This window comes from Pseudomonas sp. NFACC13-1 (genome assembly GCF_900104425.1).
GTDB classification, from domain to species: domain Bacteria; phylum Pseudomonadota; class Gammaproteobacteria; order Pseudomonadales; family Pseudomonadaceae; genus Aquipseudomonas; species Aquipseudomonas fluorescens_AA.
On sequence record NZ_FMXV01000007.1, the window covers coordinates 14,971 to 30,141 of the forward strand.

The following is a 15,171-nucleotide window of genomic DNA, read 5'->3' on the forward strand; positions in this document are numbered from 1 at the left end:
GGAGGCGTTATGTCCAATAAAAGCATGATTTTGAATTTGTTCTTTTTTAATCCCCAAGGGGATCATCGTTTTTCCTGGCGCCACCCGCTGTCGCCGACCAAGGAAATATTGACCCTGGGCTACTACGTAAAACTGGTGCAGGCGGCCGAGGCGGCGAAGTTCGATGCGGTTTTTGTCGCGGATCACGTCGCGGTCTGGGATTCCGTCGCCAGTGGGTTGAGGCACTATGCCAACGCCCGCCTTGAACCGATTACGCTCTTGTCCGCATTGGCGGCTGTCACCGAACACATCGGGCTGATGGGCACCGCTTCAACGTCCTATAACGAGCCCTTCAACATTGCGCGATATTTTGCTTCGCTGGACTACCTCAGCGCCGGGCGAGCCAGCTGGAATATCGTGACCTCCTGGTTGGAAGAGGAGGCTTCGAATTTCGGACTGTCAGGCGTGACGAAACACGGCGATCGTTATCGGCGGGCCGAGGAGTTCATTCATGTCGTCAAGCAGCTTTGGGACTCCTGGGAGGAGGGGGCGCTTGAATTTGACAAGGGTACCGGCGACTTTGCCGACCCCTCGAAAATTCACCCGATCCATCACAAAGGCGAACATTTCAGCGTACGTGGGCCGCTTAACGTGCCGCGTCCACCCCAAGGCCACCCGGTCCTCGCCCAGGCGGGGTCTTCTGAAGCGGGCAAGGATCTGGCCGCCGCCCATGGGGACGTGCATTTCTGTTTCATCGATTCGGTCGAAGAGGGACTGGCGTACAGGGCCGATTTGAATCGCCGTCTCGAGTTGAAGGGCCGGCATTCCAGTGATCTGAAAATCATTACCGGGGTGCTTCCGGTGGTTCTGGAGAATGAGACCGAGGAGGCGCGACGTCGGCAACTGGAGGACAGCCTCATTATCGATGCCGTGGCGATTGATCTGGTCTCCAGCTACACCCGTCTTGATCTGACGGGGCTGTCGCCAGACAGCCCGCTACCCGCGTTGCCGGATGAGTCTGAATTCGATGGCATTCGAACCGAGCTGGCCCTGCTCAAGAAGTACGACACGACCTTGTCCATCCGTGAAATAGGACGCCGGTTGGTCAAGAGCTCCAGTACCTGGCTGCTGATCGGAACGGCGGAGCATATTGCCGATAAGCTTTCAGCGTTATATGAGTCGAATGCCGTCGATGGCTACAACCTCATGTTTCCGTTTCTGCCCACTGACTTCGAAACATTCACCCGTGGCGTGGTGCCTTTGCTGCAAGCCAGAGGGGTTTTCCGCAAGGAATATGAACCCGGGACCTTGAGGGATCGCTTGGGTTTGAAGACGCCTGCCAACCGCTTCCTGCTGTGATCAGCGTCACTCACAATCCTCTGGGTGGCTTTCATATGACCAGCGATTTATCTATGTACCTCGCTCCCGCCAGGGTTTTACAGGCACAGGACGCCTGGCTCCAGCGCACCCTGGAGATTCTGGGTGAGCGCCATGAGCGAAAGCCGATCGTCGATCCCGTGTCCCATTGGCTGTCCCCTGGTCTGTTGTTATCCCAGACCTGCGGCTATCCATTCGTCACGTCACTGCGGGGGAAGGTGAGGCTGATAGGGCGTCCGAGCTATGAGCTTGCTCATAGCTCGGGGGGTGACCATTGCAGTTTGCTGCTGTGCAGGGCTGGTTCGCCCGTGACTGATCTGGCAGGTTTGCAGGGCAGCCATGGACTGATCAACGCCCGGGATTCCAACTCTGGAATGAACTTATTGCGCCACACGTTGGCGGGGATCAGCGACCGTGGTTTTTTCTCGAAACTCACCTTCACCGGATCCCACAGGGAGAGCATGCGAAGACTGAAAAAGGGCGAGGGCGATTTGGCCTCCATCGACAGCGTCACCTATGACTATCTGGCGAGAGACAACAGTGACGAGATCGAAGGCCTCAGGATCCTGGTGCGAAGTGTGCGCAGTCCCTGCCTGCCTTACATAACGTCGATTCTTCGAACGGCGACGCAGGCAGAGTCTATCCGGCGCGCAATGAACGAAGCCTTGAGCCAGCTTCCCGAGATTTCCCGTGACCTGGCGATCAGGGAAGTGCTGCCGGCCAGTGAGGCTGACTATGCGTGTCTTTTGCAGTATAAGCGCAGTGCGGCCAATCGCGGCTTTTCGTTCGTATCATCCTGAGCGGCGAGCCGTCCCTGGCTCTCCACCTCGAACACGCTAGAACTTGAAGCGCCCAACCAAACCCTTGAGCTGCCCGGAAATATCCGTCAAACGCCCCGAGCCGGTCTGTGCCGAGTGAGCGAATTCCTCGACCAACTGGGCATCGGCATGAATCTGCGCGATGTGCCGGTTGATGTCTTCGGCCACCTGGTGCTGCTCCTCTGCCGCCGTGGCGATCTGGGTGTTCTGGTCGCGAATCGAGTCCACCGAATTGCGGATCTTGTCGAAGCTGTCACGGGCCTGCTGAATTCGCTCGACGCTGGTGTGCGACACCTGCAGGCTGCTTTGCATCTGCTGGGTGACTTCCTGGGTGCGCCGGGCGAGGTTGCCCAGCAGGCTGTCGATCTCGCCGGTGGAGTCGGCGGTGCGCCGTGCCAGGGCCCGCACTTCGTCGGCCACCACGGCGAACCCACGGCCTTGATCGCCGGCCCGTGCGGCTTCGATCGCGGCGTTGAGGGCCAACAGGTTGGTCTGTTCGGCAATCGAGCGAATGGTGTCGAGGATGGTGTTGATGTTCTTGCTGTCCTGCTCCAACGCCTGCATGGTCTGGGTCGATTGTTGCAGGTCTTCGCTCAGTTTCAGCACGCTGCCGGTGGCTTCGCCGATGTGATGCTGGCCGTCGTGCACATCGCGGTAGCCTTCGTCCGCACTGGAGGCGGCCTGGCTGCAAGAACGGGCCACTTCGTTGGCGGTGGCAACCATTTCGTTGAACGCGGTGCTCACCAGTTCCACGGCCTGGCGCTGGCGCCCGGCGGCATCGTTCATGTTCTGGGCCACGTGGCTGGTATCGGCCGCGGCGGTTTGCAGGTCGGAAGAGGCGCTGCCGATGCGTTGCATCAGTTGCGCGATCATGCCCAGGAACTGGTTGAACCAGCCCGCCAGGGTGGCTGTTTCGTCCTTGCCTTGCACGATGAGTTTGCGGGTGAGGTCGCCTTCACCTTCGGCGATTTCCTGCAGGCCATTGGCAACGCCGCGAATCGGCCGCACGATCACGCTGGCGAAACTGGCGCCCACCACGGCGAAGACCACGGCCAGCGCGGCGGCGATGGCGGCGATCAGCCAGGTCAGGCTCGCGGCCTCGGCCATCACTTCATCGCGCTTGATCAGGCCGATGAAACGCCAGCCCAACCCTTTGGAGCTGACCACGTTGGCCATGTAGGGCACGCCGTCGATCTCGATCTGAGTCACGCCATCGCTGCTTTTGGCCAGCTCGGCATAGTTGGGGCCAAGGTCGGCCAGCGGCTTGAAGTTGTGCTTGGCATCGGCGGCGTCCACCAGCACGTTGCCGTTGGCTTCCACCAGCATCAGGTAGCCGCTGTCGCCCAGCTTGATGTTCTTGACCAGTTCGGTGAGCTGCTTGAGCGACACGTCCAGGCCGACCACGCCCACGACGTTGCCGCTGGCGTCGGCGACCGTGTGAACGGTGCCGATCAGAGACACATCGTCCGGCGCCCAGTAATAGGCGTCCGTGCGCACGGTAGTACCCGGTGCGGCGATGGCCGCCTTGTACCAGGGGCGCACGCGCGGGTCATAGTTGGTCATCTTCGGGTCGTCAGGCCAACTGGCGTAGCCACCGTCGCTCGTTCCCACGGACAGATAGGCGGTGGTCGGATGGCTCTTGGCGAATCGGTCGAATATTTCCAGAAGCTGTTGGTTGATCTCGGGGAGCGGTGTTTGTGCCGCATCGGCCAGGGAGTAGTTTTTCAACCCTTTGGCGGCGATGATCCGTGGATCCTTGGCGATGTATTCGACGTTCTGGCTGATGCCATCGAAGAACTGCTTCATGCCGTTGTCGATCTGGCGGATTTCACGGCCGCTGCTATCCAGGAAGTTGGCCTTCGCGGCGTCGCGCAGGTTCATCACGACAAGCACCGCCACCAGGATGACCGGGAGGCAGGCGATGGCCGCGAACGCCCATGTCAGCTTCTGTTTGATATTCATGACTTCTCCCGCGGAATATTTTAAGTGTTGGAACGGCAGAAACAGCAGTGGTTGGCGTTGCGAGTCTCTGGAAGGGAAAAGCGCCTATGCCTACTGTCAGTGTATCGACCAAAGTCGTAGGCACTTGAGGCTTGCCATTTTGGCGCGGGACGATCGGTGGAGGGCGCAGGCGCGATTGCAGCCGACTTGAGTAGCCTGGAAGATAGCGTGGTTTGCTCTGCGCCTTCGCCCTGCGGCTCGGGCACTCACGTGCAGTAAATCCTCATTGTCTTTAATGTATTAACGAGGCCCTATGCCAAGCGCATTCGAGAGCGTACTCAAAAACAAGAACATGGCTTATCGACCGCTCGGAGCGGCGCCCGCCAGCCAGGCACCGATCCGTGTCGCGTTCGTATTGATGGACAACTTCTCGATGATGTCCTTCACCGGTGCGGTGGACGCGCTGGTGACCGCCAACCTGATGAGCGACATGCCCCTCTACGAGGTGTTGACGGTGGGGGTTTCAGGTGGGCAGGTGACGAGCGACCTGGGGATTGTCATCTCGACGGACGTCGAACTGGCGCAGATGCCGGAAAACCAGGACGTGCTGATTGTCGCCGGGGGCTTTCGCGTGAAGTTGCAAGGCCATCCGTTGCTGCGCCGCAAGCTGCGCGCCAATGCGGCGTCCGGGGCGATCCTGGGTGGCTTGTGGAACGGTGTTTTTTTCGTCGCCGATGCCAATCTGCTGGATGGTTTCGAATGCGCTGTCCACCCGGAGAGCCGCGCCATGATGGTGGAGGTGTTCCCCCATGTGAAGGTGTCCAGCCGGGCCTATGTGGTGGATCGGGAGCGGGTCAGTTGCGCGGGCGCCAACAGTTCGCTGCGCATGATGCTCCAATTGATTCGCCAGACGGGCGGAGCGGCGCTGGTGGGGGCCATCGAGGAAATTCTGCGTTGTGACGAGTCCGGCGACGATGCGACGGACTTGCCACCGGTTTTCGTCGAGACCGACCCGACGCTGCCGGAAAGTCTCAAGTTGGCGCTGGAGCTGATGTGGCAGAACGTGGAGGAGCCCTTGACCATCGATGAGCTGGCGGCGTGCGTGAAGATTTCCAAGCGCCAGTTGGAGCGACGGTTCTGCAGTTTTCTCGGCGCGACTCCGACGCGCTATTACCTGGAGCTGCGCCTGACGCGTGCTCGCCAGCTCATCCAGCAAACCAATCGGTCCGTGACCGAAATCGCCGTGGCGACAGGCTTTGTCAGTTCCCCGCACTTCCAGCGTCGTTTCCGGGATTTCTTTGGTGTGCCGCCTGGCAGTTATCGTTCGAAATCGGAGCGCAAGCAAGCCTTGCGCTAAAGACGCTGCCGGCTAGGGAAGAGAGTTTTTTGGGGGGGGCTACGCAGCTGAGCGGGAGCAAGCTCCCGCGTCACGGACACAAATCAGCTGTTATCGTCGGTCTGTGTTTCGGTGGGCAGGTCTTCGGTTTGCGGAGCGGCTTGTGATGCGGTCAAAGTCGTCTCCTTGCACAGTACCTTGCCTACTTCGTCGGCTATCGAACCGTCGATGATTCGCCCTTGCATCTGGTCGAACTGGGCTTTTTCCAGAACTGCGAGGCTGTTGTACATCCCCATGTGCCGTACATTGCGGCTGGCGCAGTCGAGTTCGAGTTTTGTGTAGTTGGTGAAGTAAGCACCCGATCTCTGTACGGTGGCCTGGATGGCTGAGCCGCTGTCGATAAACGACACAATGGAGTACACGGCATCCGAATCATCGTAAAGGTATTTGATGTTCTGAACTTCCGCGACCGCACTACACGCAATCGAGATTAAGGCGAGGGACATGACGATTTTCATGCTTTCTTCCGTGAATAAGCAAGTCAGTAATATTAGTGGCAAATTGAGATCAGTTTGCCGGGATTCATGCATAGGGTCAATTTTCGTCGGGCGGCCTCGATGACCGCCGGTCAGAAGCGAAATCTTTTCGGGAACTTTATAGATCCTTCCAGCTCGTGGCAACATACGAGTGCATTTCACTTGGGTAATAGGCCCTGCCCGAAATGCATTGCAGCTCTGTTAGATCAAAGCCTGAATTCGGCCAATCGCCTGATTTTTTTAGAAGTTTTTCGTCTGAGCTGCATCGATAATCACGGTTTCAGGATTTTCGAGCGTTTTTCTGCCCCGAAAGGGAAATCGAGCATCAACGCAAAAAGAATCGCCCCGGCGGAGATCAGGAAAAGCAATCCGTGGTGTCCGCCACTGGCATTGAACAGGGCCGAGTAGGCAAACCCGGCCAGCGCCTGGAAGGTGGCGAACGAAACAGTGGCCCGGCTCCAGGCCAGTTGTTGGCGATGAGGGTCAGGGACCAGTTCATGCACTCGGGCCAGGGCCAAGGGCACGATGCCCGGCGGAAACGAACCGATGATCACGGCTAGCGGCGCCAGTGCCATGAAGGTGTGTGAAACCGCCAGCAAGCCGAGAGCAATCGCTTGCACGGCCAGGACCAGTCGGATGCTCTTGCGCGCGCCGAGGTGATCGGCGAGAAAACCATAGCTCACCGGCCCGATGATCGCCCCGAGGCCATACATTACCCAGACCATCGCCCCGACATGTGCCCCGGCCCCGAGGCCACGCGCCACGTAGTCGACCAAAAAGACCATCGCAGGCACCAGCCCCGCGGCCATGAACGCATACTGGGCGAACAACTGGAAAACCGCAGGGGGCATGGGCTCGTCGGGCGCAGCGCTGGTTGTTACCTGCACCGTGTCCCGGGGCCAGCCGAACCAGCTCAACCCGGTCAATGCCAGCGACAGGACACCAAGCCCCAGCCAGGTAGACGGCAGGCCTAGGCTCAACAGCGGCGGCACAATCGTGCCTGAGCCGGCGATGCCAAGGCCGATGCCAAGGAAAATCGCGCCACTGGCCAAGCCTTTGCGTGCCGCCGGTACATGGGGCAATACAGTCGCCGCCACCAGTACCATGATCGCGCCGCCGGCGATCCCCGACAGCAGTCGCCAGGCGAAATACCAAGTCACCGACACCGGGAAGGCACAGGCGAAAAATGCGCCGGTCACGACGAGCATCATCAGCCGCAACGCGTTCCGGTTGGTCAGTCGGTGGGCCATGGGACGGCCGAGCAGAGCGCCGATCAGGTAACCGACCAGGTTCGCCGCCCCCAGGTAGACCACGTCGTTGGCGGAAAACCAACGGGCCTCGATCAATGCCGGGATCAGTGGCGTATAGGCGAAACGCGCCAGGCCGATGCTGACGAGGCTGGCGCAGAGGCCGGCGAAAATGGGCAGCCAGATGCTCGTGGGCGGTGATTCGAGTGCAGCGGATGAGGAGGGCATGACAGCGTTCCTGTGAAAGGTTTATAGCGTCCAGCATATCGGCTATCGTTGCTGCGTTTGTGCAGCGATTTAGCGTCAGAGTGATGCATATGTGCATCGGAGGAGGGCGAGTGAATTGGGATGATGCACGGGTGTTTCTGGCTGTCTGTCGAGCGTCGACCTTGCGCGGTGCCGCGCGGGTATTGGGGGTGGATCAGGCGACTGTGGGGCGGCGCGTTACGGCGTTGGAGAAGTCCTTGGATGCCGCGTTGTTCCTGCGTACTTCAGACGGTTACGCACTGACGGCCGTCGGCGAGGCGGCACTCAAGGCGGTGGAGAAGATGGAGCATTCGGCGCTGGAGCTGGAGCGCCGGATACAGGGCCTGGATGATCGCCTGCTCGGCAATGTCCGGGTCGCCACCACCGACTCATTGGCCATCGACTTCTTGATTCCGGCCATTGCCAGCCTGCATGGGCGCCATCCCGATGTGCGCGTGCAACTGGATGCGTCCACGCAGATCCTCAGCCTGGTCAAGCGCGAAGCGGACATCGCCGTGCGCAACACCCGGCCCGACAACCCTGACCTGATCGCTCGGCGAATCGCCCGTTGGCCGGTAGGATTGTTTGCGTCCCAAGCTTATGTCGAAGCCCGTGGCGCACCGTCGCCCGGCAGCGAGTTCGAGGGGCATGACTTGGTGGTTTATCAGCCGTATTGGCAGGACAGCAAGGATTTCACCCTGGTCTCGGAGCCGATCAATCGCGGACGGATCGTGGCCAGCCTGAGTTCGAGCCTGTTGGTGCGCCGGTCGATTGCCGCAGGCCTGGGTGTCGGGGAAATTCCGCTGTACATGGGCGCGCGTGACGGGTTGCTGAGAATCTGGCCGGAGCGCACACGTGCGCTGCCTTACGAGGTCTGGCTGGTCACCCACGCGGACCTGCGCCATACCGCACGGGTGCGGGCGGTGATCGATGAGATTGTCGCGGTGTTTGCACAGGAGAATGAGTGAAGCGTCGGGGGAATGTGGAGGCTCCATTACGAAATACCCTGTAGCCACTGTGGGAGCGAGCTTGCTCGCGATGGCGTCAGGTCAGCCGATACTCATCTGGCTGACACTCCGCCATCGCGAGCAAGCTCGCTCCCACAATGGGTGTCTCATAGCCTCTGTGACAATTTCTCCTACAGGGCCTAAAGGGTGTTTCATGGCATCTGTGGCAGTTCCTGCGGCCTCAGATCGAACACGAGCACCTCGGCATCCTGGCCGTGACTCAAGGTCAGGACCTGCTCCTCGCGCACCCGCACACCATCACCTTCCTGCAATTGCACACCATTGAGCTCGACAGCGCCTCGGGCCACATGCACATAGGCATAGCGATCCGGGGCCAGGGTCAAGGTGGCGCTTTGTTCGCCATCGAACAGCCCGGCGTAGACCCGTGCATCCTGGCGCACCTGGAGCGAGCCGCCGGCGCCGTCCGGGGAAATGATCAATTGCAGGCGACCGCGTTTCTGCTCGCTGCTGAAATGCTCCTGTTGATAGCGTGGCGTGGCGCCGCTGACGTTGGGCACGATCCAGATCTGCAGGAAGTGCACCGGCTCGTCCGCACTGTGGTTGAACTCGCTGTGGGCCACGCCGCTGCCGGCGCTCATCAACTGCACGTCACCGGGGCGAATGACCGAGCCCGTGCCCAGGGTGTCCTTGTGTTCCAGCGCCCCTTCAAGCACGTAGGAAAAGATCTCCATGTCCCGGTGGGGATGCTGGCCGAAACCCTTGGCCGCGGCGACCCGGTCGTCGTTGATGACCAGCAGATCGGAGAAGCCCTGTTCGTTGAGGTTGCGGTAGCTGGCGAACGAGAAGGTGTGGAACGAAGTCAGCCAGCCGTGGCGGGCAATGCCGCGGTCCGAAGCTTTGCGAAGGGTCAGCATGATGATTCTCCTGATGTCTATGGGCGGCGGCTGGGGCCGTTCGCCGGGTTCAGAAGAAGGTTAATGGTTATCCTGAGGTTCAATAAGCAGGCAGAAAACGAAAGACTGTCCGTTATTGGTGGACAATCGAGAATGCCTACCAGCGGATGCCTGGCTTCGCCATAATGCTGACGATAAACCCTGTGGGAGTGAGCTTGCTCGCGATAGCGTCGGATCAGTTGGGATTGAAGTAACTGACACACCGCTATCGCGAGCAAGCTCGCTCCCACAGGGGGCATTTATCGTTTCTGGATTTTTTTGGCGTCTTTTTAATGAAAACCGTTGCAATGGTGCTGTTCCCGGATTTTTTACTGCTCGACATGGCCGGGCCTATGGAAGTGTTTTCCATCGCCAATCGTTACCTCGAAGGGGACCTGCGTTATCAACTGTTGACCCTGGGGACCGAGCGCGGGCCGTTGCGGGCGTCCAACGGCGTGGCGGTGCAGGCCGATATCCATATCGACCAGGCATGGGCAGCCTATGACGTGTTGCTGGTGCCGGGTGGGCCGGGGGCCTATAACGACCGGCATCCGGGGCTGCACACCTGGCTGCGGGCCGCGGCACAACGGGCTACGCGCTACGGCTCCATCTGCACCGGTGCTTTCGTGCTCGGTGAGGCGGGCTTGCTCGACGGTTATCGCGTCACGACCCACTGGCATTACACCGAACGCCTGATACAGCGTTTCCCCAAGGCCCAGGTGGAAACCGACAAGATCTTCCTGCAGGACCGCCGCCTGATCACCTCGGGCGGTGTCACCGCCGGGATCGACCTGGCCTTGTCCATCGTGGCTCAGGATCACGGCCGCAAAGTCGCGTTGGACGTGGCCAAGGTGTTGCTGGTGGTGATGAAGCGCCAGGGCGGCCAGGCACAGTTCAGCCCCTCGGTGGCGGCAGTGTCGACGCAGGAATCGGCCATCACCCGGGTGCAGAATCATGTGATGGAGCACCTGGAAGAACCCTTCACCATCGAGCGTATGGCCGCCCTGGCCTCCATGAGCGCGCGGCATTTCGCCCGGGTCTTCGCCCGTGAAGTGAAAATGACGCCCATGGAGTTCCTGCAGGGCGCGCGCATCGACCGGGCGCGTCAACTGTTGGAAACCACGGACCTGCCGCTCAAGACCGTGGCGTTTCGCAGCGGCTTCGGCAGTGTGCGGCACATGCGCTTTTTGTTCGGTGAAAAGCTCGGCCTGACCCCGGTGCAATATCGTCAGCAGTTCAGTTGAGGCATCGGTGTCCGTCCAGGGCACCGTGATGTCCGTGACGCTCCCAGTGCCAGCATTGTCCTGAGATCTGCGCCTGCCAAGATTACGGCGAACCCCTTGGAAAGGATGCGCAGGAGCCCGGGGCAGACGTGTTCGGTGATCCGCACGCTGACGCCCGTACCGGTTATCCCGCGCTGCATCGCCCATGAACAGTTTCGTCAAACCCGATAGCGAGCCGGCGGTAAGCTTCGGTCCGTTCGCCTTCTACCGGCAGCAACGGCTGGTCACCCGTGACGGCCAGCCCCTCGCGCTGGGTGGCCGGGCCCTGGATGTTTTGCAGGTACTGGTGGAGCACGCCGGCCACTACGTCAGCAAGCAAACCCTCATCGCCCACGTCTGGCCTGACAGCGTCGTGGAAGCCATCAACCTGCGGGTGCACATCGCGGCGCTGCGGCGGGCCTTCGGCGACGGGCGGGATGGCGCTCGCTATATCCTCAACCATCCGCGACAAGGCTATTGCCTGGCGATGCCCCTGGTGGTGCAAGAAGGTGTTGAGTCGCCTTTGAGTCCCAGGGCCGAGCGACACAACCTGCCCACGCGCTTGAGCCCGGTAGTCGGCCGCGACAGAGTCCTGGGGCGGCTGCTGGCGCAAGTGCCCCGTCAAGCCCTGACCACCGTGAGCGGCCCGGGTGGAGTCGGCAAGACCACCGTGGTGTTGCGGGTAGCGGAGCTGCTGCTTGAGCACTTTGACGACGGGGCCTGGTTCGTTGACCTGGCGGACGTCAGCGATTCTTCACAGGTGAGGGCGCGGGTGGCCGGCACGCTGGGCCTGGCGCCCGATTCTTTGGGCCGGCGCCTTGAGTCCTGCCGCATGTTGCTGGTGCTCGACGGTTGCGAGCACGTGCTCGATGCCTGTCGGGAACTGGCCCAGGCACTGGCTACGGCGGCGCCTGGGGTGTCGTTGTTGTGCAGCAGTCGCGAGCCCCTGGCCCTGGCGGGCGAAAAAATCGTGCCGCTGCCGGGCCTGGCCGTGGCATCGCCCCTGGAACCCGAGCACCAGATCGTAGCGTGCCCGGCGGTGCAGTTGCTCATCGAGCGGGTGGGCGCCCGGCAACAGGGTTTCCAGCCCGCTGGCCGCGACTGGTTGATCCTGGCCCAGATCTGCCAGCGCCTGGACGGTTTGCCGCTGGCGTTGGAACTGGCGGCGGCCCAGGTCGACGCCTTGGGGCTGGCCGGGGTCCTCGAGCAATTGGATTACGGCTTGTCACTCTTGAGCCTCGGGCGGCGTACGGCGGTGGCCCGGCATCGAAGCCTGGAGGCCGTGCTGGATTCGAGTGTCGAGCGTTTGAGTGCTGACGAACAAACCGTGTTCCAGCGCCTGGCGGTGTTCGAGGGGCCGTTTACGCTCAGGGCGGCGCTGGCAGTGATCAGTTGCGCTGAGCTGAGTGTCGGGCGATTGCCTTCGTTGCTATTGCGGCTGGCGAGCGTGTCATTGCTGATGGTCGAGCCACTGGCCGACGGAGGGTGTTTTCGACTGCTGCACACCACTCGCGCCTATGCCTTGGACAAATTGCGGCGCAGTGGTCAGTGGCCCGTGTTTCATCGGCGTTATGTGCTGCAAGGCGCTTGGGGCGCGCGCCATTCAAGGCCCCAACCGGCGAGTCAGCCCCTGGAGCAGCGCGCCGGCTTCCAATAGGTCGGGAGTGTCGAACCCCTCGCTGAAGCGTCGGTAGACCGGCCCGAGCAGTTCTTGCGCGGTTTGGACTTGTCCGCGGCGTTGCCACAAGCGGGCCAGGGACGTGGCGCAGCGCAGTTCCCAGGCCAGGGCATGATGACGACGGGCGACGGCCAGGGCGGCCAGCAGTTGCGTTTCGGCAGGGCCTTCCAAGGAGGGCTCGTTCCGGGCCAGCCAGGTTTCGGCGCCGGCCCGCAGGAGCTCCGCCGAACACCAGCCCGCGGCGCCACTGCGGGCCCGTTCCAGTTGCGCCGGGCTGACAACGTCAGAGCGCAGGGTGACGGCGATGTCCTGGATCAGCCCGTTTGTCGGGCTCGTCTCCAGGGGCTGGTCGTTGAATACGCTGTCGTAATGACAGGCCCAGTCATGGAACAGCATCACCGAATGTTTCTTGGCCTGCTGCTTCAACAGGTCGAGCCTATCCCGGGCAGTCGGATGATCGCCGGTGTAGTGGGCGATCACGCAACCGGCCAGCGCCAAGGTGTAGCAGATCGAAATGCCGTGATTGATCTGCAAGGCGATCTGCAGCGCCAGGTTGGCGGTACGCCGGGCTTTCTCGGCGAAACCTTGCAGCCAGAGGATGCGCGCCAGAATCGTCAGCGCGGCCACGCTCTGGTCGTATTGCACGCCGAAGCCGTGGCTGAAGCGGCTGAGGTGGCCGCTCTGGGCCAGGCGCTGGATCACCTGTTCGGCCTCACGCCGCGCCGCGCCCTGGTCGCCGGTGAAATGCAGCGCCAGCACCCGCAGGCGTTGGGTGCTCAAGGACAGGATCGGGTCGCCCTGCAACCCGAGCCGGTCGAAATCCAGGCTGTGTGCCAGGGCCTGTTGGTAGTTGCCACAGCTGAGGTCCACGGTCATTTGCCCGGACACGGCCCGCAGCTCGCTGGCCAGGTCCTGGCATTGCCGGGCCAGTTGTCGGGCGGTGGCGAAGGCACGGACCGTGGCCGGCGTGCCACCCTCGGTGTGGTAGTTGAAACTGGCGTGGGCCAGCTCCAGGGCCAGGGTCAGGCGTGGACATGGTGTGGGGCTGGCCCGCAACAATTGCAGCGCCTTGTTGACGTAGAGGCCGTGCTCCTTGAGCAGCGACAGCTCTTGCCAGAGGGGCAGGGTGCGGGCGGTCAGGCGGATCGCCACGGCGTGTGAGCTTTGCGGGCCCAAGCCGCGGTCGAGCGCTGCGCGGATGTCGTCGCGATAGTCGGCGTAGCGAGCGATCCACAGTCGGGTGGGGGTGTTCTCCCAATCGTTTTCCGCTTGCCCCATGAGCGCCAGGCAGCGTTCGGCGTGGCGTTGCTGGCTGGCCGCCAATTCCCCGGCTTCGGCCAGTTTTTCCAAGGCATAACGGCGGGTGGTGTCCAGCAGGCGATAGCGCACCTCTTCATCGCCGATCTCGACGTTGAGCAACGACTTGGCGACCAACTGGCTGACCGACACCAACACCTGGTCGGGGGCGACATGCTGGCCGACGATCACCGCAGCGGCCGAGGCCAGGTTGAAACTGCCCATGAACACCGCCAGCCGCCGCAGGCAGGTCTGCTCGCAGGCCGTGAGCAGCGCGAAGCTCCAGTCCAGCGTGGCGCGCAGGGTCTGCTGGCGTGGGGCGGCGCCGGTGTCGTTGTGGAGCAGGGCGACGCTGTCTTGCAGTTGCCGGTGCAGTGCCTCGAGGCTGAAGCGGCCGATCTGTCCGGCGGCCAGCTCGATGGCCAGGGGAATCCCGTCCAGCCGCTGGCAGATGTCGACCACCAACGGCACCTCGCGGTCGGTCAGTTCGAAGTCGTCACGGCTGGCCATCGCACGCTCGGCAAACAGTTGCAGCGCCGGGTACTCCAGGGCGGGATACCCCTCGATGGGCATTTCCCGGGGCGGGCATGCCAGGGCATCCAGGCGCTGCACGTGTTCGCCTTCGGCGCGCAGGCCTTCGCGGCTGGTGGCCAGGATGTGCAGGTGAGGGGCGCCGCGCAGCAAGATTTCGCTGAGCTGGGCGATGGCGTCGATCAGGTGCTCGCAGTTGTCGATCACCAGCAGAAGGTGCCGCTCTTTGAGCTGTCGGGCGACGGTGTCCAACGGATCACCGTCCTGCAGCGGCAGGTCGAGCAATGCGCACAGGTTGGGGACGATCATGGCCGCATCGTTGAGCGATGCCAGGTCCAGCAGATGGGTGCCGTCACGGTAGTGGCCGATCAGCCGTTCAGCGACCCGCAGGGCGACGGTGGTCTTGCCGATGCCGCCGGTGCCGACCAGGGTAATGAAACGCTTCCGGGGCAACTGGGTCACCAGGTTTTCCACCAGGGCCTGGCGTCCGATCAGGCGCGTGCGCTGCAGCGGCAGGTTGCGCGCCAGGGACGGATGAGGAATGCGCGCCAATGGGTCGAGGGATCCGAATGACACCGGCGCGACAAAGCTGTAGCCGCGCTGCGCCACGGTGACGATGTAGCGCTGCCCGGCCTGGCCGTCCCCGAGGGCCTTGCGCAGTGCCGCGACGTGTACGCGCAGGTTGGTGTCTTCCACCACGCTCCTGGGCCAGACCCGGGCGATCAGTTGCTGCTTGCTCACCACCTCGCCTGCGTGTTCGAGCAACACCAGCAGAATCTCCACGGCCCGCCGTCCCAGGCGCAACGGTTGCTCGCCCTCCAGCACCAGGCGCTGGCGCGGATGGACCCGGTAAGGGCCGAAATGCACCGTCTGTTCGACGGGCAGGCTGAGGTATTGGCTCATGGTGCTCTCAATGTTCTGGGCCCGATGCCTGGGCTTTACCCGAGCATATTCCTCAGGTTTGGCTTCAAGCGCAACGGCGCGGGCTCTGCTCCGAGCCTTCCAGTCGCCGGACCCTGTGGCG

The 15,171-nt window shown here is 62.1% G+C and carries 11 protein-coding genes and 1 pseudogene; 6 read left to right on the forward strand and 6 right to left on the reverse strand.

Annotated elements, in window-relative coordinates; all coding sequences use genetic code 11:
- Positions 1–9: 9 nt before the first annotated feature.
- Both BLQ55_RS11450 and BLQ55_RS11455 read left to right on the forward strand, forming a co-directional pair.
- On the forward strand, positions 10–1,338 hold the full coding sequence (locus tag BLQ55_RS11450; protein ID WP_092253896.1) for an LLM class flavin-dependent oxidoreductase: 1,329 nt from the start codon (positions 10–12) through the stop codon (positions 1,336–1,338).
- Between the two features lie 35 nt (positions 1,339–1,373).
- The gene (locus BLQ55_RS11455; RefSeq protein WP_092253898.1) at positions 1,374–2,156 is read left to right on the forward strand and encodes a phosphate/phosphite/phosphonate ABC transporter substrate-binding protein; all 783 of its coding nucleotides are present in this window, start codon (positions 1,374–1,376) and stop codon (positions 2,154–2,156) included.
- A 36-nt stretch (positions 2,157–2,192) separates the two neighbouring features.
- Here the strand turns inward: BLQ55_RS11455 and BLQ55_RS32785 are convergent, their stop codons facing one another.
- Complete coding sequence (locus tag BLQ55_RS32785; RefSeq protein WP_371128530.1) at positions 2,193–3,047, reverse strand: methyl-accepting chemotaxis protein; 855 nt, start codon at positions 3,045–3,047, stop codon at positions 2,193–2,195.
- Between the two features lie 6 nt (positions 3,048–3,053).
- Positions 3,054–4,136, reverse strand: a pseudogene (locus tag BLQ55_RS32790) (cache domain-containing protein); the annotation flags it as partial.
- Positions 4,137–4,428: 292 nt separating this feature from the next.
- On the opposite strand from BLQ55_RS32790, the gene BLQ55_RS11465 reads away from it, so the two are divergent.
- A complete protein-coding gene (locus BLQ55_RS11465) occupies positions 4,429–5,472 on the forward strand; it encodes a GlxA family transcriptional regulator (protein WP_092253902.1) in 1,044 nt (347 codons plus the stop codon).
- A gap of 83 nt (positions 5,473–5,555) precedes the next feature.
- On the opposite strand, the gene BLQ55_RS11470 is transcribed toward BLQ55_RS11465, so the two are convergent.
- Positions 5,556–5,969 carry a hypothetical protein gene (locus BLQ55_RS11470; RefSeq protein WP_092253904.1) on the reverse strand — a complete coding sequence of 138 codons (414 nt, stop codon included), beginning with the start codon at positions 5,967–5,969 and terminating at the stop codon, positions 5,556–5,558.
- 290 nt (positions 5,970–6,259) lie between these two features.
- Positions 6,260–7,462, reverse strand: a complete 1,203-nt coding sequence (locus BLQ55_RS11475; protein ID WP_092253906.1) for a YbfB/YjiJ family MFS transporter — start codon at positions 7,460–7,462, stop codon at positions 6,260–6,262.
- 110 nt (positions 7,463–7,572) lie between these two features.
- On the opposite strand from BLQ55_RS11475, the gene BLQ55_RS11480 reads away from it, so the two are divergent.
- Positions 7,573–8,448 (forward strand): LysR family transcriptional regulator, encoded by an 876-nt coding sequence (locus BLQ55_RS11480; RefSeq protein ID WP_092253908.1) that lies wholly within the window; start codon positions 7,573–7,575, stop codon positions 8,446–8,448.
- Between the two features lie 191 nt (positions 8,449–8,639).
- On the opposite strand, the gene BLQ55_RS11485 is transcribed toward BLQ55_RS11480, so the two are convergent.
- A complete protein-coding gene (locus tag BLQ55_RS11485; protein WP_092197034.1) occupies positions 8,640–9,362 on the reverse strand; it encodes a pirin family protein in 723 nt (240 codons plus the stop codon).
- 311 nt (positions 9,363–9,673) lie between these two features.
- On the opposite strand from BLQ55_RS11485, the gene BLQ55_RS11490 reads away from it, so the two are divergent.
- Both BLQ55_RS11490 and BLQ55_RS11495 read left to right on the forward strand, forming a co-directional pair.
- Positions 9,674–10,624 (forward strand): GlxA family transcriptional regulator, encoded by a 951-nt coding sequence (locus tag BLQ55_RS11490; protein WP_092197031.1) that lies wholly within the window; start codon positions 9,674–9,676, stop codon positions 10,622–10,624.
- Positions 10,625–10,808: 184 nt separating this feature from the next.
- Positions 10,809–12,299, forward strand: coding sequence for an ATP-binding protein (locus BLQ55_RS11495; protein WP_092253910.1), 1,491 nt, complete (start codon positions 10,809–10,811; stop codon positions 12,297–12,299).
- On the opposite strand, the gene BLQ55_RS11500 is transcribed toward BLQ55_RS11495, so the two are convergent.
- Positions 12,246–15,050 carry an ATP-binding protein gene (locus BLQ55_RS11500; protein ID WP_092253912.1) on the reverse strand — a complete coding sequence of 935 codons (2,805 nt, stop codon included), beginning with the start codon at positions 15,048–15,050 and terminating at the stop codon, positions 12,246–12,248. The genes BLQ55_RS11495 and BLQ55_RS11500 overlap by 54 nt on opposite strands.
- Between the last annotated feature and the right edge of the window lie 121 nt (positions 15,051–15,171).